The sequence below is a fragment of the Streptomyces azureus genome, assembly GCF_001270025.1.
Classification (GTDB): Bacteria; Actinomycetota; Actinomycetes; order Streptomycetales; family Streptomycetaceae; genus Streptomyces; species Streptomyces azureus.
This window is the reverse complement of sequence record NZ_DF968475.1, coordinates 1-20,295: the sequence shown is the minus strand read 5'-3', so window position 1 is coordinate 20,295 and position 20,295 is coordinate 1. Positions and strand designations below refer to the sequence as shown.

18 protein-coding genes and 1 riboswitch are annotated in these 20,295 nt (G+C 71.0%); of the genes, 17 read left to right on the top strand and 1 reads right to left on the bottom strand.

The genetic code is table 11. The features are described from left to right. Positions 1-184 precede the first annotated feature (184 nt). The 13 genes from hpnC to AOQ53_RS36260 all read left to right on the top strand — a co-directional run bounded on the left by hpnC (position 185) and on the right by AOQ53_RS36260 (position 14,239). Positions 185-1,072 carry a squalene synthase HpnC gene (hpnC, locus tag AOQ53_RS36320; RefSeq protein ID WP_174523403.1) on the top strand — a complete coding sequence of 296 codons (888 nt, stop codon included), beginning with the start codon at positions 185-187 and terminating at the stop codon, positions 1,070-1,072. Continuing rightward, the gene (hpnD, locus tag AOQ53_RS36315) at positions 1,069-2,019 is read left to right on the top strand and encodes a presqualene diphosphate synthase HpnD (RefSeq protein ID WP_059423956.1); all 951 of its coding nucleotides are present in this window, start codon (positions 1,069-1,071) and stop codon (positions 2,017-2,019) included. Before hpnC ends, hpnD begins: the two co-directional genes overlap by 4 nt. Then, entirely contained in the window at positions 2,016-2,513 is a 498-nt protein-coding gene (locus tag AOQ53_RS48305; protein ID WP_236711937.1) for a DUF6380 family protein, read from the top strand. Before hpnD ends, AOQ53_RS48305 begins: the two co-directional genes overlap by 4 nt. Continuing rightward, entirely contained in the window at positions 2,510-3,922 is a 1,413-nt protein-coding gene (gene hpnE, locus AOQ53_RS36305) for a hydroxysqualene dehydroxylase HpnE (RefSeq protein ID WP_059423952.1), read from the top strand. Before AOQ53_RS48305 ends, hpnE begins: the two co-directional genes overlap by 4 nt. Further along, a complete protein-coding gene (locus AOQ53_RS36300) occupies positions 3,919-5,055 on the top strand; it encodes a polyprenyl synthetase family protein (protein ID WP_408055225.1) in 1,137 nt (378 codons plus the stop codon). The genes hpnE and AOQ53_RS36300 overlap by 4 nt, the downstream gene beginning before the upstream one ends. A gap of 121 nt (positions 5,056-5,176) precedes the next feature. Beyond that, on the top strand, positions 5,177-7,252 hold the full coding sequence (gene shc / locus AOQ53_RS36295) for a squalene--hopene cyclase (protein WP_059423948.1): 2,076 nt from the start codon (positions 5,177-5,179) through the stop codon (positions 7,250-7,252). After that, entirely contained in the window at positions 7,249-7,890 is a 642-nt protein-coding gene (locus AOQ53_RS36290) for a phosphorylase family protein (protein ID WP_059423946.1), read from the top strand. Before shc ends, AOQ53_RS36290 begins: the two co-directional genes overlap by 4 nt. A 5-nt stretch (positions 7,891-7,895) precedes the next feature. Next, positions 7,896-8,918 (top strand): adenosyl-hopene transferase HpnH, encoded by a 1,023-nt coding sequence (gene hpnH / locus AOQ53_RS36285; protein WP_059423944.1) that lies wholly within the window; start codon positions 7,896-7,898, stop codon positions 8,916-8,918. A 4-nt stretch (positions 8,919-8,922) separates the two neighbouring features. Next, positions 8,923-10,080 carry a flavodoxin-dependent (E)-4-hydroxy-3-methylbut-2-enyl-diphosphate synthase gene (ispG, locus tag AOQ53_RS36280; protein WP_059423942.1) on the top strand — a complete coding sequence of 386 codons (1,158 nt, stop codon included), beginning with the start codon at positions 8,923-8,925 and terminating at the stop codon, positions 10,078-10,080. A gap of 27 nt (positions 10,081-10,107) precedes the next feature. Then, the gene (gene dxs / locus AOQ53_RS36275; RefSeq protein ID WP_059423940.1) at positions 10,108-12,003 is read left to right on the top strand and encodes a 1-deoxy-D-xylulose-5-phosphate synthase; all 1,896 of its coding nucleotides are present in this window, start codon (positions 10,108-10,110) and stop codon (positions 12,001-12,003) included. Beyond that, a complete protein-coding gene (locus tag AOQ53_RS36270) occupies positions 12,000-13,415 on the top strand; it encodes an aspartate aminotransferase family protein (RefSeq protein WP_059423938.1) in 1,416 nt (471 codons plus the stop codon). Before dxs ends, AOQ53_RS36270 begins: the two co-directional genes overlap by 4 nt. 63 nt (positions 13,416-13,478) lie before the next feature. Continuing rightward, complete coding sequence (locus AOQ53_RS36265; RefSeq protein ID WP_059423936.1) at positions 13,479-14,123, top strand: helix-turn-helix domain-containing protein; 645 nt, start codon at positions 13,479-13,481, stop codon at positions 14,121-14,123. Then, a complete protein-coding gene (locus AOQ53_RS36260) occupies positions 14,120-14,239 on the top strand; it encodes a DUF6126 family protein (protein ID WP_059423935.1) in 120 nt (39 codons plus the stop codon). Before AOQ53_RS36265 ends, AOQ53_RS36260 begins: the two co-directional genes overlap by 4 nt. A gap of 9 nt (positions 14,240-14,248) precedes the next feature. On the opposite strand, the gene AOQ53_RS36255 is transcribed toward AOQ53_RS36260, so the two are convergent. Further along, positions 14,249-15,046 carry a tyrosine-protein phosphatase gene (locus AOQ53_RS36255; RefSeq protein ID WP_059423933.1) on the bottom strand — a complete coding sequence of 266 codons (798 nt, stop codon included), beginning with the start codon at positions 15,044-15,046 and terminating at the stop codon, positions 14,249-14,251. A 179-nt stretch (positions 15,047-15,225) separates the two neighbouring features. On the opposite strand from AOQ53_RS36255, the gene AOQ53_RS36250 reads away from it, so the two are divergent. The 4 genes from AOQ53_RS36250 to AOQ53_RS36235 form a co-directional block, all read left to right on the top strand. After that, the gene (locus AOQ53_RS36250) at positions 15,226-17,301 is read left to right on the top strand and encodes an alpha-galactosidase (protein ID WP_059423931.1); all 2,076 of its coding nucleotides are present in this window, start codon (positions 15,226-15,228) and stop codon (positions 17,299-17,301) included. A 311-nt stretch (positions 17,302-17,612) separates the two neighbouring features. Then, a riboswitch (cyclic di-AMP (ydaO/yuaA leader) is annotated at positions 17,613-17,775 on the top strand. A 2-nt stretch (positions 17,776-17,777) separates the two neighbouring features. After that, positions 17,778-18,704: a M23 family metallopeptidase gene (locus AOQ53_RS36245; RefSeq protein ID WP_059423929.1), complete on the top strand. Its 927-nt coding sequence runs from the start codon at positions 17,778-17,780 to the stop codon at positions 18,702-18,704. A gap of 202 nt (positions 18,705-18,906) precedes the next feature. Further along, a complete protein-coding gene (locus AOQ53_RS36240) occupies positions 18,907-19,623 on the top strand; it encodes a DUF6250 domain-containing protein (protein WP_059423927.1) in 717 nt (238 codons plus the stop codon). Positions 19,624-19,768: 145 nt separating this feature from the next. Continuing rightward, positions 19,769-20,295 (top strand): SGNH/GDSL hydrolase family protein (locus AOQ53_RS36235; protein WP_059423925.1); only part of this gene is annotated, 527 nt, incomplete at its 3' end.

The window sequence follows — 20,295 nt, the reverse complement described above, 5'->3', positions numbered from 1 at the left end:
GCGATAATGCGCGACACCGCTCGTCGGACCGCCGTGCGGACGGCTGGGCGGCGTGTCCGAAATAGTGTGTATTGGGTCGGCAGTGTAGAACGGGAGATGTGACGGCAATGGCTATGGAAACTCCCCAGCTCCACGCAGCACGTGCCGTCCTCGCGCCGGGCAGTCGGCGGTGACGGGAACCGACATGGCGCGCGCCCTCGATCCGGAGCGCGGCACGCTCGACAAGGCCGCGGGCGAGAACTTCCCGGTGGCCCCCTTCTTCCTGCCCCGGGCCTGGCGCACCGACCTCATGGCGGTCTACGGCTTCGCCCGCCTCGTCGACGACATCGGCGACGGCGACCTGGCCCCCGGCGGCGCCGACGCCCGACTGCTCGGTGTCTCCCCGCAGGAGGCCGAGGACCGGCTGGTCCTGCTGGACGCTTTCGAGGCCGACCTGCGCAGGGTCTTCGACTCGACACCGCGTCACCCCCTGCTGCGCCGCCTCCAGCCGACCGTCCGCCGCCGCTCGCTGACCCCCGAGCCGTTCCTCGGCCTGATCGCCGCCAACCGCCAGGACCAGCTGGTCAAGCGGTACGAGACCTACGACGACCTCCTCGCCTACTGCGAGCTGTCCGCCAACCCCGTCGGCCGCCTGGTCCTCGCCGTCACCGGTACCTCGACGCCCGAGCGGATCCGCCGCTCCGACATGATCTGCACGGCCCTCCAGATCGTCGAGCACCTCCAGGACGTGGCCGAGGATCTCGGCCGCGACCGCGTTTACCTGCCCGCCGCCGACATGAAACGCTTTCACGTCCAGGAGGCGGACCTTGCAGCGAAATCCGCCGGAGCGTCGGTCCGTGCGCTGACTGCGTACGAAGCGCAAAGGGCCCTGGAGCTCCTGAATGAAGGCGCCCCCCTGGTGGGTAGCGTCCACGGCAGGTTGAAGCTGCTGCTCGCAGGGTTCGTGGCGGGGGGACGGGCGGCCGTCCGCGCGATCGCCGCCGCCGGTTACGACGTACTTCCCGGCCCGCCCAAGCCCGGCAAGGTCCAGTTGCTGCGTGAGGTGGGCGTGACTCTGCGAGGAGAGGGGTGATCCGGACCGTGGAGTCGGAACCACACGCATCCCCACCGGTACTCGCCGCCTACAGCTACTGCGAGGCCGTCACCGGGCGGCAGGCCCGCAACTTCGCCTACGGCATCCGGCTGCTGCCGACGCCCCAGCGCCGTGCGATGTCGGCGCTGTACGCGTTCTCGCGGCGGGTCGACGACATCGGCGACGGGGCGCTCGCCGACGACGTCAAGGTGGCCAGGCTGGAGGAGACCCGGACGCTGCTCACCCGGATCCGCGAGGGCGAGGTGGCGGAGGACGACACCGACCCGGTCGCCGTCGCCCTCACGCACGCCGCCGGGCACTTCCCGATCCCGCTCGGCGGCCTGGACGAGCTCATCGACGGCGTCCTGATGGACGTACGCGGCGAGACCTACGAGACCTGGGACGACCTGAAGGTCTACTGCCGCTGTGTGGCGGGGGCCATCGGGCGGCTCTCGCTCGGTGTGTTCGGCACGGAACCGGGGGCGCGCGGTGTCGAGCGCGCGCCCGAGTATGCCGACACGCTCGGTCTGGCGCTCCAGCTCACCAACATCCTCAGGGACGTCCGCGAGGACGCCGTGGACGGGCGCACCTATCTGCCCGCCGACGACCTCGCCAAGTTCGGCTGCTCGGCCGGCTTCAGCGGGCCGCGGCCACCGGAGGGCTCCGACTTCGCGGGTCTCGTGCATTTCGAAGTGCGACGGGCCCGCGCTCTTTTCGCCGAGGGTTACCGGCTGCTCCCCATGCTCGACCGGCGCAGCGGCGCCTGTGTCGCCGCCATGGCCGGCATTTACCGCCGCCTCCTCGACCGCATCGAGCGCGACCCCGAGGCCGTGCTGCGCGGCCGCGTCTCCCTGCCCGGCCGGGAGAAGGCCTACGTCGCCGTGCGCGGCCTGTCCGGCCTCGACGCCCGCCATGTGGCCCGTCGCGCCGTCAGGAGGCGCGCGTGACGAACGAACCGGTCCAGGGAGATGCCGCCGACCACCGGTCCCACGCCTGCTGCGCGGGTGCAGTCCTGTGTTCCCGGGCAGCGCAGCAGACCGCGGTGCCGCACGCCACGCAGGCCTGCCGCGTGACCGAGCCGGTGCTTTCCCTGGCGCGTCGACGGGGGCGCGTTGCGGTCGTCGGCGCCGGGCCGGGCGGTTCCGCCCGCGTGGCTCTGGTGGCTGAGCGTGGCCACGAGGCCTGGCAGGTCCGGCGTGAGACGGAGCCGGTGCTTTCCCTGGCGCGTCGACGGGGGCGCGTTGCGGTCGTCGGCGCCGGGCCGGGCGGTTCCGCCCGCGTGGCCTCCGCGGCCGAGCGTGGGCACGACGCCCCTCTCGGCCAAACCGTCGAAGACAAGCGGCGGGCAACCCTCCGGCGTGGGACGGCGTCCCTGACGGAGACGGTCGGTCGCGCACCGTTCGAGCAGTGCGGCCGCCGCGCAGGGGAGGGTGCACGATGACCCACGGCACGGGATCACTGGGACCGGTCGCGGACGGGCGGCACACCGTCGTGGTGGGCGGCGGGCTCGCCGGCGTCACCACCGCGCTCGCGCTCGCCGACGCCGGCGTGCGCGTCACCCTGCTGGAGGGCAGGCCGAGACTCGGCGGCCTGGCCTTCTCCTTCCAGCGGGGAGAGCTGACCGTCGACAACGGGCAGCACGTGTACCTGCGCTGCTGCACCGCCTACCGCTGGTTCCTCGACCGCATCGAGGGCGCGGCGCTCGCTCCGCTCCAAGACCGGCTCGACGTTCCCGTCCTGGACGTCACGCGGCCCGCGGGGCGGCGCCTCGGCAGGCTGCGGCGCGACGCGCTGCCCGTGCCCCTGCACCTGGGCCGCAGTCTCGCCACCTATCCGCACCTGTCGCTCGCCGACCGCGCAAAGGTGGGCCGGGCCGCGCTCGCGCTCAAGGGGCTCGACCTCACCGATGCGGCCCTGGACACCCAGGACTTCGGCAGCTGGCTGGCCGCGCACGGCCAGTCGAAGCGCGCCGTCGAGGCCCTGTGGGACCTGGTCGGGGTCGCCACCCTCAACGCGGTCGCGGCTGACTCCTCCCTGGGACTCGCCGCGATGGTGTTCAAGACCGGTCTGCTGTCCGACCCGGGCGCGGCCGACATCGGCTGGGCGCGCGTCCCGCTCGGAGACCTGCACGACCGGCTGGCCCGCAAGGCGCTCGACTCCGCGGGCGTCCGCACCGAGGTCCGTACGCGCGTCACTTCTGTCTCCCACGACGGGAACGGTGGGTGGAGCGTTCAGGTTCCCGGCGAGACGCTCCAGGCCGACGCCGTCGTGCTCGCCGTACCGCAGCGCGAGGCGCACGGCCTGCTGCCCGCGGGTGCCCTCGACGCGCCCGAGCGGCTCCTGGAGATCGGTACCGCGCCCATCCTCAACGTCCATGTGGTGTACGACCGCAAGGTGCTCGGTCGGCCGTTCTTCACCGCCCTCGGCACCCCGGTGCAGTGGGTCTTCGACCGGACCGATGCGTCCGGGCTGCGCGAGGGGCAGTATCTTGCCCTGTCCCAGTCGGCGGCCCGGGACGAGATCGACGAGCCCGTGGCCGTGCTGCGCGAGCGGTACCTGCCCGAGCTGGAACGGCTGCTGCCGCTGACCCGCGGCGCCGAAGTGAAGGACTTCTTCGTCACCCGGGAGCGCACCGCGACGTTCGCTCCCACCCCCGGCGTCGGGCGCCTCAGGCCCGGCGCCCGCACCAAGGCATCCGGCCTGTACCTGGCCGGAGCGTGGACCGCCACCGGGTGGCCCGCGACCATGGAGAGTGCGGTCCGCAGTGGTGTGAGCGCGGCGGACGCCGTGCTGGGCGCCCTGGGCCGGCCCCGCCCTCGCCACCTCTTCGAGTTCGAGGAGGCGGCATGATGCTCGCTCAGGACAGCGCGGCGGGCGGCCCCCGCACCCCCGGTACCGCAACAAGAGGAGAGACTGTGCCCACTGTGCCCCCGGCCTCGAAGACTGCCGAGGCGGTGGACGTGACCGCGCTCCTGGAGCGCGGCCGGACCCTGGCCACTCCGGTACTGCGGGCGGCCATCGACCGCCTGGCACCTCCCATGGACACTGTTGCCGCCTACCACTTCGGATGGATCGACGCCCAGGGCCGGCCCGCGGCGGGGGACGGCGGAAAGGCCGTGCGCCCTGCCCTCGCGGTGCTGTCCGCCGAGGTCATGTCGGCCGCCCCCGAGACCGGCATCCCCGGCGCCGTCGCCGTGGAACTCGTCCACAACTTCTCCCTCCTCCACGACGACCTGATGGACGGCGACGAACAGCGCCGCCACCGCGACACGGTCTGGAAGGTGCACGGCCCCGCCCAGGCCATCCTGGTCGGCGACGCCCTGTTCGCCCTCGCCAACGAGGTACTCCTCGAACTCGGCACCGTCGAGGCCGGCCGCGCCACCCGCCGTCTCACCACCGCCACCCGTGCCCTGATCGACGGTCAGGCCCAGGACATCTCCTACGAGCACCGCGACCGCGTCACCGTCGAGGAGTGCCTGGAGATGGAGGGCAACAAGACCGGCGCCCTGCTCGCCTGCGCCAGCTCCATCGGCGCGGTCCTCAGCGGCGCCGACGACCGCACCGCCGACACGCTGGAGAAGTACGGCTACCACCTGGGCCTGGCCTTCCAGGCCGTCGACGACCTCCTCGGCATCTGGGGCGACCCGGTCTCCACCGGCAAGCAGACCTGGAGCGACCTGCGCCAGCGCAAGAAGTCGCTGCCGGTCGTGGCCGCGCTCGCGGCGGGCGGCTCCGCCTCCGAGCGGCTCGGCGAGATCCTCGCCGCCGACGCCGAGAGCAGCGACTTCGAGAACTTCTCCGAGGAGGAGTTCGCGGCCCGCGCCGCCCTCATCGAGGATGCGGGCGGCCGCGAGTGGACCGCCGACGAGGCACGTCGTCAGCACACCATCGCCATCGAAGCCCTCGACGCCGTCGACATGCCCGACCGGGTGCGGGAGCAGTTCACGGCGCTCGCGGACTTCGTCGTCGTACGAAAGAGATGATCACTATCGGTCGAATAGCCCTCGCGTAGTCGCCGGCCGGTGCCGCGAGAGACACGGAGCACCGGCCGACGGCGGACCCACAGCAGCTGCACACCTTGCACCACTGCACGAAGGGGAAGCCATGACAGCGACGACCGACGGAAGCACCGGGGCCCTGCCACCCCGCGCCGCCGCGGCCAGCGAAACCGACACCGACACCCCCGTGGCGGCCGGGGTGCCAGAAGCCGCCGCCCGCGCCGTACAGCGCGCCACGGACTTCCTGCTCTCGCGCCAGGACGCCGAGGGCTGGTGGAAGGGCGACCTCGAGACCAACGTCACGATGGACGCCGAGGACCTGCTGCTCCGTCAGTTCCTGGGCATCCGCGACGAGAAGACCACGCAGGCCGCCGCGCTCTTCATCCGCGGCGAGCAGCGCGAGGACGGCACGTGGGCCACCTTCTACGGCGGTCCCGGCGAACTCTCCGCCACTGTCGAGGCCTACGTCGCCCTCCGCCTGGCCGGCGACGAGCCCGGCGCACCGCACATGGCGAAGGCCTCCGCCTGGATCCGCGAGCAGGGCGGCATCGCCGCCGCCCGGGTCTTCACCCGGATCTGGCTGGCGCTGTTCGGCTGGTGGAAGTGGGAGGACCTCCCCGAACTGCCTCCGGAACTCATCTACTTTCCGAAGTGGATGCCGCTCAACATCTACGACTTCGGCTGCTGGGCCCGGCAGACCATCGTCCCGCTGACGATCGTCTCCGCGAAGCGGCCGGTCCGCCCCGCGCCCTTCCCGCTGGACGAGCTGCACACCGACCCGGCCCACCCGAACCCGGCCAGGCCGCTTGCCCCGGCGTTCAGTTGGGACGGCGCCTTCCAGCGGATGGACAAGGGCCTGCACGCCCTGCGGAAGGTCGCGCCGCGCCGGCTGCGCAGAGCCGCGATGAACAGCGCCGCCCGCTGGATCATCGAGCGGCAGGAGAACGACGGCTGCTGGGGCGGCATCCAGCCCCCGGCCGTGTACTCGATCATCGCCCTGCACCTGCTCGGCTACGACCTCCAGCACCCCGTGATGCGCGAGGGACTCGCCTCGCTGGACCGGTTCGCCGTGTGGCGCGAGGACGGGGCCCGGATGATCGAGGCCTGCCAGTCGCCGGTGTGGGACACCTGCCTGGCCGCGATCGCGCTCGTCGACGCCGGACTGCCGGCCGACCACCCGCAGTTGGTGAAGGCCGCGGACTGGATGCTGGGCGAGGAGATCGTCCGGCCCGGTGACTGGTCGGTGCAGCGGCCCGGACTGCCGCCCGGGGGCTGGGCGTTCGAGTTCCACAACGACAACTACCCCGACATCGACGACACCGCCGAGGTGATCCTCGCCCTGCGCCGGATCGCCCACCACGACCCGGTGCGGGTGGACAAGGCCGTCGGGCGCGGTGTGCGCTGGACCCTCGGCATGCAGTCGAAGAACGGCGCGTGGGCCGCCTTCGACGTCGACAACACCAGCCCCTTCCCGAACCGGCTGCCGTTCTGCGACTTCGGCGAGGTCATCGACCCGCCCTCCGCCGACGTCACCGCCCACGTCGTCGAGATGCTCGCCGTCGAGGGCCTCGCCCACGACCCGCGCACCCGGCGCGGCATCGAGTGGCTGCTGGCCGAACAGGAGCCCGACGGCTCGTGGTTCGGGCGCTGGGGCGTCAACTACGTCTACGGCACCGGGTCCGTCGTACCCGCCCTGGTCGCCGCGGGCATCCCCGCCGCGCACCCGGCGATCCGCCGGGCCGTGACCTGGCTGGAGTCGGTCCAGAACGACGACGGCGGCTGGGGCGAGGACCTGCGCTCCTACAAGTACGTCAAGGAGTGGAGCGGCAGGGGCGCCTCGACCGCCTCCCAGACGGCATGGGCGCTGATGGCCCTGCTCGCGGCGGGGGAGCGGGACTCCAAGGCCGTCGAACGCGGCATCGAGTGGCTCGCCGCCACCCAGCGGGAGGACGGTTCCTGGGACGAGCCGTACTTCACGGGGACTGGTTTCCCGTGGGACTTCCCGATCAACTACCACCTCTACCGGCAGGTGTTCCCGCTCACCGCGCTCGGCCGGTACCTGAACGGGGAGCCCTTCGCCGACCGGCACCAGGGGAGCGGGGCGGCCGGGAAGCCGCTCGCCGAGGCCAAGGGGAGCGGAGAGACCCGGATGCCGCTCGCCGAGGCCAAGGGAGCTGAATGAGCACCCAGCCCGCTCCAGCCCCGCTGCTGATCGCCTGCGCGCTCGGCATCGAGCAGCTCGCCCTGCGCGCGGGGGGCCGTGGCGGCGTCGGCGGGCCGGTCACCGTGCTGCGGACCGGCATGGGGCCGGCGGCGGCCGAGCGGTCCGTCACCCGGATGCTCGCCGACCCGGCCCTGCGCGACGCCGCCGTCCTGGCCACGGGCTTCTGCGCGGGGCTCGCGCCCGGCATGCACCCCGGTGACCTGGTCGTCGCCGAGGAGACCCGCGACCCGCGCGGTACGACCGCCTGCGTCGGGACCGACCTGCTGGTCAAGGAGCTGGGCCGCGCGGTGCCCGGGCGGACCGTGCACACCGGGCCGCTCACCGGCTCCGACCACGTCGTCCGAGGTCACGAACGGTCCGATCTGCGCGCGACCGGAGCGATCGCGGTCGACATGGAGTCGGCGGCCACGCTTTTGAGCGCCGTGCGCGCGGGCGAGCGCCCGGTTGCGGCCGTCCGGGTGGTCGTGGACGCTCCAGAACATGAACTCGTCAGGATCGGCACGGTACGCGGTGGAATATCGGCTTTCCGTGTCCTTCGTTCCGTCCTTCCCGCTTTCTTCGAATGGCACCGTTCCTTGCTGCTCCCCAGGAGGTGAGCCAGATGGCCATGCCGCTCCGACAGTCCATCAAGGTCGCTACGTACTTGGCTGAACAGAAGCTCCGCCGACGGGACAAGTTCCCGCTCATCGTGGAGCTGGAGCCGCTGTACGCCTGCAACCTCAAGTGCGAGGGGTGTGGCAAGATCCAGCACCCGGCAGGGGTGCTCAAGCAGCGGATGCCGGTCGCGCAGGCCGTGGGGGCAGTGCTGGAGTCCGGCGCCCCCATGGTGTCCATCGCCGGTGGCGAGCCGCTGATGCATCCGCAGATCGACGAGATCGTGCGTCAGCTGGTGGCCAAGCGGAAGTATGTTTTCCTGTGCACCAACGCCCTGCTCCTGCGCAAGAAGATGGACAAGTTCAAGCCCTCCCCCTACTTCGCCTTCGCGGTGCACATCGACGGGCTGCGCGAGCGGCACGACGAGTCGGTGGCGAAGGAGGGCGTGTTCGACGAGGCCGTGGAGGCCATCAAGGAGGCCAAGCGGCGCGGCTTCCGGGTGACCACCAACTCGACCTTCTTCAACACCGACACCCCGCAGACCATCATCGAGGTGCTGAACTTCCTCAACGACGACCTCAAGGTCGACGAGATGATGATCTCGCCCGCCTACGCCTACGAGAAGGCCCCCGACCAGGAGCACTTCCTCGGCGTGGAGCAGACCCGCGAGCTGTTCAAGAAGGCCTTCGCGGGCGGCAACCGGCGCCGCTGGCGGCTCAACCACTCCCCGCTCTTCCTGGACTTCCTGGAGGGCAAGGTCGACTTCCCGTGCACCGCCTGGGCGATCCCGAACTACTCGCTCTTCGGCTGGCAGCGCCCCTGTTACCTGATGAGCGACGGCTATGTGCCGACGTACCGGGAGCTGGTCGAGGACACCGACTGGGACAAGTACGGCCGCGGCAAGGACCCGCGCTGCGCCAACTGCATGGCGCACTGCGGCTACGAGCCCACCGCCGTCCTGGCCACCATGGGATCGCTGAAGGAGTCCTTGCGCGCCATGCGCGAGACGGTCTCCGGAAACCGGGAGTGACGCCATGACCGCTGTCCAGCTGGGCGTTCCCGAGGTACCGGTCCGGCCGATCGAGGAGCGGCGCGTCTCGCGCCGGATCCAGGTCGGTCCGGTGGCGGTCGGGGGCGGGGCCCCGGTGTCGGTGCAGTCGATGACGACGACGCGTACGTCGGACATCGGCGCCACCTTGCAGCAGATCGCCGAACTCACCGCGTCCGGCTGCCAGATCGCCCGGGTCGCCTGCCCGACCCAGGACGACGCGGACGCGCTCGCGACCATCGCCCGCAAGTCGCAGATCCCGGTGATCGCGGACATCCACTTCCAGCCGAAGTACGTGTTCGCGGCCATCGAGGCGGGCTGCGCGGCGGTCCGCGTGAACCCCGGCAACATCAAGCAGTTCGACGACCGGGTCAAGGAGATCGCGCAGGCCGCCAAGGACCGCGGCACCCCGATCAGGATCGGCGTCAACGCCGGGTCGCTGGACCGGCGGCTGCTCCAGAAGTACGGCAAGGCGACCCCGGAGGCGCTCGTCGAGAGCGCGCTGTGGGAGGCGTCCCTGTTCGAGGAGCACGACTTCCGGGACATCAAGATCTCCGTCAAGCACAACGACCCGGTCGTGATGATCGAGGCGTACCGGCAGCTCGCCGAGCAGTGCGACTACCCGCTGCACCTCGGGGTGACGGAGGCGGGTCCGGCGTTCCAGGGCACGATCAAGTCGGCGGTGGCCTTCGGCGCGCTGCTGTCGCGGGGCATCGGCGACACGATCCGGGTGTCGCTGTCCGCGCCACCGGCCGAGGAGGTCAAGGTCGGCATCCAGATCCTTCAGTCGCTGGGGCTGCGGCAGCGCAGGCTGGAGATCGTCTCCTGCCCGTCCTGCGGTCGCGCCCAGGTCGACGTCTACAAGCTCGCCGACGAGGTCACGGCCGGACTCGAGGGCATGGAAGTGCCGTTGCGGGTCGCCGTCATGGGGTGTGTGGTCAACGGACCCGGCGAGGCCCGGGAGGCCGATCTGGGGGTGGCCTCCGGCAACGGCAAGGGGCAGATCTTCGTCAAGGGCGAGGTCGTCAAGACCGTCCCCGAGTCGAAGATCGTCGAGACGCTGATCGAAGAGGCGATGAAGCTCGCCGAGCAGATGGAGCAGGACGGCGTGGGGTCGGGGGAGCCGGCCGTCACCGTGAGCTGAAGAGCACGGACCGAAGGGGGCCCGATCGTGACGATTCTGGAGACCATCCGGGGACCACGCGACCTGAAGGCGCTGTCCGAGGCGGAACTCGGCGAACTGTCCGACGAGATCAGGGAGTTCCTGGTGCACGCGGTCGCCAGGACCGGGGGTCATCTGGGGCCCAACCTGGGGGTGGTGGAGCTCACCGTCGCCCTGCACCGGGTCTTCGAGTCGCCGGTCGACCGCATCCTGTGGGACACCGGCCACCAGAGCTACGTGCACAAACTCCTGACCGGACGCCAGGACTTCTCCAAGCTGCGCGGCAAGGGCGGCCTGTCCGGCTACCCCTCGCGCGAGGAGTCCGAGCACGACGTCATCGAGAACAGCCACGCCTCCACGGCGCTCGGCTGGGCCGACGGGCTCGCCAAGGCCCGCCAGGTGCAGGGGGAGAAGGGCCATGTCGTCGCGGTCATCGGCGACGGCGCCCTGACCGGCGGCATGGCCTGGGAGGCGCTGAACAACATCGCCGCCGCCAAGAACCGCCCGCTGATCATCGTCGTCAACGACAACGAACGCTCCTACGCCCCGACCATCGGCGGCCTCGCCAACCACCTCGCGACCCTGCGCACGACCGACGGCTACGAGCGGGTCCTGGCCTGGGGCAAGGACGTGCTCCAGGCCACGCCCCTGGTCGGCAGCACCCTCTACGAGGCCCTGCACGGCGCGAAGAAGGGCTTCAAGGACGCGTTCGCCCCGCAGGGCCTGTTCGAGGACCTGGGCCTGAAGTACGTGGGCCCGATCGACGGGCACGACATCGGGGCCGTGGAGTCCGCGCTGCGGCGCGCGAAACGCTTCCACGGGCCGGTCCTCGTCCACTGCCTCACGGAGAAGGGCCGCGGCTACGAGCCCGCCCTCGCCCACGAGGAGGACCACTTCCACACCGTCGGCGTCATGGACCCGCTGACCTGCGCGCCGCTCTCGCCGGCGGGCGGCCTCTCCTGGACCTCCGTGTTCGGCGACGAGATCGTCAGGATCGGCGAGGAGCGGGACGACGTGGTCGCGATAACCGCCGCCATGCTGCATCCGGTCGGCCTGGGCGGGTTCGCCGAGCGGTTCCCGGACCGGGTGTGGGACGTCGGCATCGCCGAGCAGCACGCGGCCGTGTCCGCGGCGGGCCTGGCGACGGGCGGCCTGCACCCGGTCGTCGCCGTCTACGCCACCTTCCTCAACCGTGCCTTCGACCAGCTCCTGATGGACGTGGCGCTGCACCGCTGCGGGGTGACCTTCGTGCTGGACCGGGCCGGGGTCACCGGCGTCGACGGGGCCTCCCACAACGGCATGTGGGACATGTCCGTCCTCCAGGTCGTCCCCGGCCTCAGGATCGCCGCGCCGCGTGACGCCGACCAGCTGCGCGCCCAGCTGCGCGAGGCGGTCGCCGTCGACGACGCCCCCACGCTGCTGCGCTTCCCGAAGGAGTCCGTCGGCCCGTCGATCCCGGCGGTGGACCGGGTGGGCGGACTGGACGTGCTGCACCGTTCTCCCGAGCCGCAGGTGCTGCTGGTGGCCGTGGGCGTGATGGCGCCCGTCTGCCTCCAGGCCGCCGAGCTGCTCGAAGCGCGCGGTATCGGCTGCACCGTCGTCGACCCCCGCTGGGTCAAGCCCGTCGACCCGGCGCTCCCGGGCCTGGCCGCCGAGCACCGCCTGGTCGCCGTCGTCGAGGACAACAGCCGGGCGGCCGGGGTTGGCTCGGCCGTGGCGCTGGCCCTGGGCGACGCCGAAGTCGATGTCCCCGTACGGCGCTTCGGGATCCCGGAGCAGTTCCTCGCGCACGCCAAGCGCGGCGAGGTGCTCGCCGACATCGGCCTGACACCCGTCGAGGTCGCCGGACGGATCAGCGCGAGCCTGACCGTGAAGAAAGAGCTGTCCAAGGAGCCACAGGAATGACAACCGCCGAGTCCGCGCCGGAGTCGTCGCAGGCCGAGGCGTTCGACCTCGGCGCACTGCTCGCCGAACGCGGAGCCGAGCGCTACGAGCTGCACACCCGGTACCTCAACCACCAGCTCCCGCGCATGCTGCACACCATCGGCTTCGACAAGGTCTACGAGCGCGCCGAGGGCGCCTACTTCTACGACGCGGACGGCAACGACTACCTGGACATGCTCGCCGGGTTCGGGGTGATGGGTCTGGGCCGCCACCACCCGGTGGTGCGCAAGGCCCTGCACGACGTCCTGGACGCCCAGCTCGCCGACCTCACCCGGTTCGACTGCCAGCCGCTGCCCGGCCTGCTGGCCGAGAAGCTGCTCGCGCACAGTCCGCACCTGGACCGGGTGTTCTTCGGTAACAGCGGCACGGAGGCGGTCGAGGGGGCGCTGAAGTTCGCCCGGTTCGTCACCGGCAGGCCCAGAGTCCTGTACTGCGCGCACGCCTTCCACGGCCTGACCACCGGCTCCCTCTCCGTGAACGGCGAGGCCGGTTTCCGTGACGGCTTCGCCCCGCTGCTGCCCGACACGGCCGTACCCCTCGGTGACCTCGACGCGCTGGAAAGGGAGTTGAGGAAGGGCGACGTCGCCGCCCTGATCGTCGAGCCGATCCAGGGCAAGGGCGTGCTGGAGGCCCCGCCCGGCTATCTGCGGGCCGCCCAGGAACTGCTGCACCGGCACAAGGCGCTGCTCATCGCCGACGAGGTGCAGACGGGCCTCGGCCGCACCGGCGACTTCTACGGCTACCAGCACGAGGACGGAGTGGAGCCCGACCTGGTGTGCGTGGCCAAGGCGCTCTCCGGCGGATACGTGCCGGTGGGCGCCACGCTCGGCAAGGACTGGATCTTCAAGAAGGTCTACTCGTCCATGGACCGGGTGCTGGTCCACTCGGCGAGCTTCGGGTCCAACGCGCAGGCCATGGCGGCGGGCCTGGCGGTGCTGTCGGTGATGGAGAACGAGCAGATCGTCGCCGGCGTCCGTGCCACCGGGGAACGGCTCAGATCCCGGCTCGCGGCGCTGACGGACAAGTACGAGATGCTCGCCGACGTCCGCGGCCGGGGCCTGATGATCGGCATCGAGTTCGGCCGCCCGAAGTCGCTGAAGCTGCGCAGCCGCTGGGCCGTGCTCCAGGCCGCCCGCAAGGGACTGTTCGCGCAGATGGTCGTCGTACCGCTCCTCCAGAAGCACCGGATCCTCACCCAGGTCTCCGGCGACCACATGGAGGTGATCAAGCTGATCCCGCCGCTGATCATCGGCGAGCGGGAGGTGGACCGGTTCGTCGACGCCTTCACGGCCGTGATGGACGACGCGCACGACGGCGGGCTGGTCTGGGACTTCGGGAAGACGCTGGTCAAGCAGGCGGTGGCCAACCGATAAGCGCGTTTTTGCCTCAGAGGCAAGAAATTTGCCGCTGAGGCAAGGCTCCGGCTGAATGGAGGCATGAGCTCCTCCGAGACCGGGCGGTCCTCCGGGACCGACCCGTCGGCCGACCAGGCGGCCGGTGCGCTGCCCGCCGTCGCGCCGCAGCTGCGCGCCCTGCGGCGCCGGGCCTCCCTGACCCTGGAGGCCGCGGCCCGCGCCGCCGGGCTGTCGCCCGCCCACCTCTCCCGCCTGGAGACCGGGCAGCGCCAGCCCTCCCTGCCGATGCTGCTCGCGCTCGCCCGCATCTACGGTACGACGGTCTCCGAGCTGCTCGGCGAGACCGTCGCCGACCGGGACGCCGTCATCCGCGCCGCCGACATGGAACCGACCGCCGCGGGCGGCTGGACGTACTGGCAGGCCGGCGCCTCCGGGCGCGGGATGCAGGCCCTGCGCGTCCACGTCCCGTACGGCTCCCAGGGCGACATCGTGCGCGTCCACCCCGGTGAGGAGTGGCTCCATGTGCTCCGGGGGCGGCTGCGGCTGAGCCTCGGCGACACCACGCACCAGCTCGCGCCCGGCGACAGCGCACACTTCGACTCGCTCACCCCGCACCGCATCGCCGCCCAGGACCCGGACGGTGTCGAACTGCTCTTCGTCCACACCCTCTTGCAGAGCCCCACGGCCACCCTGTGCCTGGGCCCCACCCCTGGAGGCACGCCGTGAAGGACATGGAGGAGAAGTTCCCCCGGGCCCTGTGGGTGCGGCTGTTCATCTACCTCGTGGTGGGGCACATCTTCGCCGCGTTCGCGTACTTCCTGTTCGAGGCGGGGGCCCGCTAGCCGTGTTCCTCAGTCGAGCAGTCGCTCGCGCAGCCGCTCCCGGGTCTCCGGGGTGAGTCCGAGCCCCTTCTCCAGATAGGCGTCGACGCCGCCCCAGGTCTCCTCGATGGTGTCGAAGGCCGCCGCGAGGTACTCGGCGCGCGCGTCGAACAGGGGGCTGAGCAGGTCCATGACCTCGGGGGAGTAGGCCGAGGCGGCGGAGCTGCTGCGGTGCACCTTGTAGCGGCGGTGCTTGGCGTTGGACTTCAGGTAGTCGTCGACGATCGCCTCGCGCTCGACGCCCAGGGCGAGCAGCGTCACCGCGACGGACAGACCCGCGCGGTCCTTGCCCGCCGCGCAGTGCATCAGGGCGGGGACGCTGTCCTCGGCGAGCGCGCGCAGCACCTGGGAGTGCTCGGCCGTGCGGTTCCTGATGATCGTGCGGTACGAGGCGATCATCCGGTTGGCGCCCTTGCCGTCCGAGAGGATCGCGCGCAGCTGGTCCAGGTCGCCGTCGCGGACCATCCGCCAGAACTCGGCGCCGTCGGCCGGGTCGCTCAGCGGCAGGTTCACATTGCGCACGCCCGGCAGCTCGACGTCCGGCCCCTCCAGCTTCTGGTCCGCGGCGTTGCGGAAGTCGAAGATCGTGTGCAGGCCCAGAGTGGTGAGGAAGGCGGCGTCCTCACCGGTCGCATGCGCGAGGTGGCCGCTGCGGAACAGCACCCCCTGCCGCACCCGCCGTCCGTCCACGGTCGGCAGTCCGCCCACATCCCGGAAGTTGCGCACTCCGGCCAGCTCGGGCTCGGTCGACGGGACCTGCTGCGTCACGAGGGCTCCTCCCCTTCGGCGCCGCCGACGCGGCTCGTCGACGGGCACCACTCGACGATACGACATGCCTGCCTGGGGCAATGAGTTGTCCACAGACGTTGCCGGGAGCCCCCGCAGGCCTTGATGATGTTGGGGCCTGGTCGCACCTGATCGGGCCTGTTCGAATCTGTGAGGCCTTGATGCTCGACATCTCCGAAGACGGTCGTACGTGGGTGCTCTCGGGGCCGGCCAGTAGTTACGCCGTCCACGTCACCGACCGCGGCGAACTGCTGCACCTGCACTGGGGCCCCCGGATCGGCCTCGCCGACGCCGAGGCCCTCGCCGTCCGGCCGCTGCCGGACTACTGGCCCTTCGAGTCCCCGCTCGACGGGCGCGAGGAGTACCCGGTCGAGGGCGGCCCCCGTTTCGTCCGGCCCGCCCTGTCCGTACGTACCCCGCAGCGGCGCGGCACCGAGTGGACCTACGAGGGGCATGACGCCGGGGACGGCGAGCTGCGGCTGCGCTTCCGCGACGGTGATCTGAGCATCACGCTGCACTACCGGATACGCTCCTCGACGGACGTCGTCGAGCGCTGGGTGACCCTCGACAACCGCGGCCCTGCCGTCGAGGTGCTGCGCGCCGACTCCGCCACCTGGACCCTGCCCGACCGCGACACCTGGCGGCTGTCCCAGCTGCACGGCCGCTGGGGCGCCGAGTCCCGGCTGGAGCGCTCCGTCCTCACCCACGGCGAGAAGGTCATCGGCAGCCGCCGCGGCCACACCGGTCACCAGCACCTGCCGTGGGTCGCGCTCGACACCGACGCGACCGAGGAGCGCGGCGAGGTCTACGGATGCGCCCTGGGCTGGTCCGGGTCCTGGCGGATCGCCGTGGCCCAGCTCCCGGACGCGCGCGTGCAGATCACCGGCGGGGCCGGATACGACGACTCGGGCCTGGTGGTGCTCGGCACGGGGGAGTCGTACACGACTCCCGTCTTCGCCGGGCTCTGGACCGACGGCGGCTTCGGCGGGGCGAGCCGCGCCTGGCACGCCTACCAGCGGGCGTACGTGATCCCGGACGCCGACCAGGACCGGCCGGTGCTGTTCAACTCCTGGGAGGCCACCGAGTTCGACATCTCCGAGGAGCAGCAGCGGGCGCTCGCCGAGCGGGCCGCTGCCATGGGCGTCGAGCTGTTCGTGGTCGACGACGGCTGGTTCGGGGCGCGTACGAGTGACCGGGCCGGGCTAGGTGACTGGACTCCCAACCCGGACCGCTTCCCGGGCGGCCTCAAGCCGCTCGCCGACCATGTGCACGGCCTCGGCATGCAGTTCGGGATCTGGGTCGAGCCGGAGATGGTCAACGCCGACAGCGACCTGTACCGCGCGCACCCGGAATGGGTGCAGTACCAACCGGGACGAAAGCGGACGGAGTTCCGGAATCAGCTTGTACTGAACCTCGCCCGCGAGGACGTCCAGGAGTACCTCTGGCAACAGCTCGACGGGCTCCTCTCCAGCGCCCCGATCGACTACGTCAAGTGGGACTTCAACCGCTGCTTCACCGACGCCGGCTGGCCGGACGACCCCTACCCGCAGCGGCTGTGGGTCGACCACGTCCACGCTCTTTACGCCCTGCTGGACCGGCTGCGGGCCGCCCATCCCGGAGTGGCCTTCGAGTCCTGCTCGGGCGGCGGCGGCCGGATCGACCTCGGTGTGCTCAGCCGCACGGACCAGGTGTGGACCTCGGACAACACCGACCCGCTCGACCGGCTCGCCATCCAGCACGGCTTCAGCCAGATCCATCCGGCCCGGGTCATGGCCGCCTGGGTCACCGACAGTCCGAACGCCATGCTCAACCAGCGGGCCAGTTCCCTGCGGTTCCGGTTCGTCAGTGCCATGGCCGGGGTGCTCGGGGTCGGCGGCGACCTCACGCGGTGGACGCAGGAGGAGCTCGCCGAGGCGCGGGACTGGGTGGCGCTCTACAAGGAGATCCGGCCCGTGGTGCAGCGCGGCGATCAGTACCGGCTGCGCCCGCCGGAGGGCGGCCTGAGCGCCGTGCAGTACGCCCTCGGTGACGAGACCGTCCTCCTCGCCTGGCTCCAGGCGCAGCGCTACGGCGAGCCCGTCCCGGCGCTCCGGCTGCGGGGCCTCGACCCCACGGCATCGTACGAATGCCTCGAAACGGGCGAAGTTCACCGGGGTGCCGTGCTGCTCCATCACGGGCTGCGGGTCGGTCTGCGCGGGGATCTGGATGCCACTGTCGTCCGGCTTAAGCGTAAGTAGCCTTTCTGTCCGAATAGGGAGTGCTTCGGTTGTTTCGGCATAACGTGCCCCGATCGTAAAGGAGATGAGGTCGGGGTGCGTGAGCATCGTCATATTCGTGACGATGCGTTGTTGCCATGTGCACGTAATTCTGGCGATATTCAGGGGCATTGAGGAAAGCGGGAGATCGGTAATCCACGCTCCGTGACGGAAAATGTGCCGATGCGTCAAGAAAAACGCCGTCACAGGCAACCGCAAGCTTGTCCCTTTGCGTCTTGGTCGCTTACGTTCCACACCAATCCGGACGGACGCCTAATCCTGCCGCCGCCCGGAGCCCGCACACACTGACCCGTGTACGGCAGGAGCGGGGGACCCACAGGTAAGACGCCTGTTCCGGTTCCCGGAACGGCTTGGGGTTAAGCCGCGCCTCGGCGCGGCCGGGCATCTCCAGTCCGAACCCGACAGCTCACCTCGTAGGCGCCGGAGAGGAATTCGCCATGCCCGCGAAGGGTAAGCACCGCCGCCCGAAGATTCAGCGTTTCACCCGCTCCATCGCCGTCGCCGGAACCGGCGGGGCCGCTCTCGCCCTTCCGCTCATGGGGGCCGCCGGCGCCCACGCCGCCACCCCGCAGTCGACTCCGGAAAAGTCCGTCCAGTCCGCTCCGGCCGCCGAGAAGAAGGCCGCCGAAAAGGCCACGGGCGCCCGCACCTACACCGTGCGGGCCGGTGACTATCTCGCGAAGATCGCCGACGAGCAGAACGTCGACGGCGGCTGGAAGAAGCTCTACGCGGACAACCGTGACGCCGTCGGCGACGACCCGTCGCTGATCCACCCAGGCCTGAAGTTGTCGATCGGCAAGAGGGCGGCAGCGGGCGAGCCCAAGTCCTCGTCCCCGTCCCCGTCGAAGCCCTCGGCCTCCAAGCCCTCGGCTTCCAAGCCCTCGGCTCCGAAGCCGTCCGCCTCCGAGTCGTCCTCGAAGCCGGCTGCCGCCAAGCCGGCCGCCGCGACCTCCAGCGGCTACAGCGCCCCGGTGGACGGTGCCACCGTCGGCACCCCGTACCGGATGTCCGGCAGCATGTGGTCCAGCGGCTACCACACCGGTGTCGACTTCGTCGTCCCGACGGGCACCTCGCTCAAGGCCGTCGGCGCGGGCACGGTCGTCTCCGCGGGCTGGGGCGGTGCGTACGGCAACCAGGTCGTCATCAAGCTGAACGACGGCAGCTACGCGCAGTACGCCCACCTGTCCTCGCTCTCCGTCTCGGCGGGCCAGACCGTGAGCGCCGGACAGCAGATCGGCCTCTCCGGTGCCACCGGCAACGTGACCGGACCGCACCTGCACTTCGAGATCCGCACCACGCCGGACTACGGCTCGGACGTGGATCCGGTCGCCTACCTGCGCTCGCACGGCGTCTCCGTCGGCTGACCGACCGCACGACCACCTGCCTCACACGCAACCGTCGGCCGGACCCCGATCCCCGGGTCCGGCCTTCGGTGTGTGCGTGGGCTTGTGGTGATCGGCCGGCCCAAGGGATCGACAGCGGGCGGCAGTTGGGACACAGTGATCCCGTCCGGAGTGCAAGCGCTTTCTAGAGCCTTCCAGGCGGATCCCCAAGGAGACGTGTCCCGTGCCGACCACTCGCAGAGCGTTCGCAGCCCTGGCCGCCGGAGCCGGCCTGGCGGCCCTCGTCCCGACGGGCGCCGCCTACGCCGCGCCCCGGCACCGCCGCCTCATCGCCCACGACGACTTCTGCCACGGCCTCGCCCAGTGGGCGACCGAACTCCAGGACAGCGGGAGCGTGACCGCCTCTCGCGGCGTTCTGGAGATCGACGTACCGAGCGGGGCGACCGTGTGGTTCAGACGGCGGCTCGACGGGCCGTACGTCCTCGAGTACACCGCCACGCCGGTCTCCGAGGGCGGGGTCAACGACCGTGTCTCGGACCTCAACAACTTCTGGAACGCGACCGACGTACGCTCCCCCGGAGATCTCTTCGCCACGCCGCGCGGCGGGGCGCTGGAGGAGTACGACCACCTGACGACGTACTACGCCGGTTACGGCGCCAACTACAACACCACGACCCGGCTGCGGCGGTACGTCGGCGAGCCCGGTGTGCGGCCCTTGGTCTACGACTACACCGAGCCGCTGCTGGTCCCCAACGAGCCCAACCGGGTCCGGATCGTCTCCGACGGCTCGACGGTCAGGTGGTGGAACAACGGGCGCCTCGTCTTCGACTACGCGGATCCGCAGCCGTACACCAGCGGGCACTTCGCCTTCCGGACCGTGTGGAGCCACTTCCGGATCACGGGCTTCCGGGTGTGGCGACTGACCCCCCAACATCGCTGACGGGTGACCTATTCCGGAGTTGGCGAACACTTGGGAAGTGGCTTATCTCACCGCCCGTCAACCCCTGCCTACGGTCGCGTAGGTCACATTAGAGGGTGAATCATGAGCGGCTGTGGCAGACGATTCGAAGAGTGACAGCAGAGCAGTGATCGGGTCGTACGTGGCGGTGGGGGACAGCTTCACCGAGGGCGTCGGTGATCCCGGCCCCGACGGGGCGTTCGTCGGCTGGGCCGACCGGTTCGCCGTCCTGCTCGCCGACCGCCGGCCCGAAGGCGACTTCCAGTACACCAACCTCGCCGTGCGCGGGAAGCTCCTCGACCAGATCGTGGCGGACCAGGTTCCGCGGGCTGTCGACATGGCCCCGGACCTCGTCTCGTTCTGCGCCGGGGGCAACGACATCCTCCGGCCCGGTACCGATCCGGACGAGGTGGCCGAGCGTTTCGAGCGGGCCCTCGTACGGCTCACCGCCGTGGCCGGCACGGTGATGGTGACGACCGGGTTCGACACCCGTGGGATGCCCGTGCTCAAACACCTGCGGGGCAAGATCGCGACGTACAACGGGCATGTCCGGGCCATCGCCGACCGGTACGGCTGCCCGGTCCTCGACCTGTGGTCCCTGCGCAGTGTCCAGGACCGCAGGGCCTGGGACGCCGACCGGCTGCACCTGTCGCC

What these genes read in the sequence shown, in the direction of transcription:
- hpnC (WP_174523403.1), top strand. Translation starts at nt 185, where the DNA reads ATGGCGCGCGCCCTCGATCCGGAGCGCGGCACGCTCGACAAGGCCGCG.
- hpnE (WP_059423952.1), top strand. Translation starts at nt 2,510, where the DNA reads ATGACCCACGGCACGGGATCACTGGGACCGGTCGCGGACGGGCGGCAC.
- AOQ53_RS36300 (WP_408055225.1), top strand. Translation starts at nt 3,919, where the DNA reads ATGATGCTCGCTCAGGACAGCGCGGCGGGCGGCCCCCGCACCCCCGGT.
- shc (WP_059423948.1), top strand. Translation starts at nt 5,177, where the DNA reads ATGACAGCGACGACCGACGGAAGCACCGGGGCCCTGCCACCCCGCGCC.
- AOQ53_RS36290 (WP_059423946.1), top strand. Translation starts at nt 7,249, where the DNA reads ATGAGCACCCAGCCCGCTCCAGCCCCGCTGCTGATCGCCTGCGCGCTC.
- hpnH (WP_059423944.1), top strand. Translation starts at nt 7,896, where the DNA reads ATGGCCATGCCGCTCCGACAGTCCATCAAGGTCGCTACGTACTTGGCT.
- ispG (WP_059423942.1), top strand. Translation starts at nt 8,923, where the DNA reads ATGACCGCTGTCCAGCTGGGCGTTCCCGAGGTACCGGTCCGGCCGATC.
- AOQ53_RS36270 (WP_059423938.1), top strand. Translation starts at nt 12,000, where the DNA reads ATGACAACCGCCGAGTCCGCGCCGGAGTCGTCGCAGGCCGAGGCGTTC.
- AOQ53_RS36265 (WP_059423936.1), top strand. Translation starts at nt 13,479, where the DNA reads ATGAGCTCCTCCGAGACCGGGCGGTCCTCCGGGACCGACCCGTCGGCC.
- AOQ53_RS36250 (WP_059423931.1), top strand. Translation starts at nt 15,226, where the DNA reads ATGCTCGACATCTCCGAAGACGGTCGTACGTGGGTGCTCTCGGGGCCG.
- AOQ53_RS36245 (WP_059423929.1), top strand. Translation starts at nt 17,778, where the DNA reads ATGCCCGCGAAGGGTAAGCACCGCCGCCCGAAGATTCAGCGTTTCACC.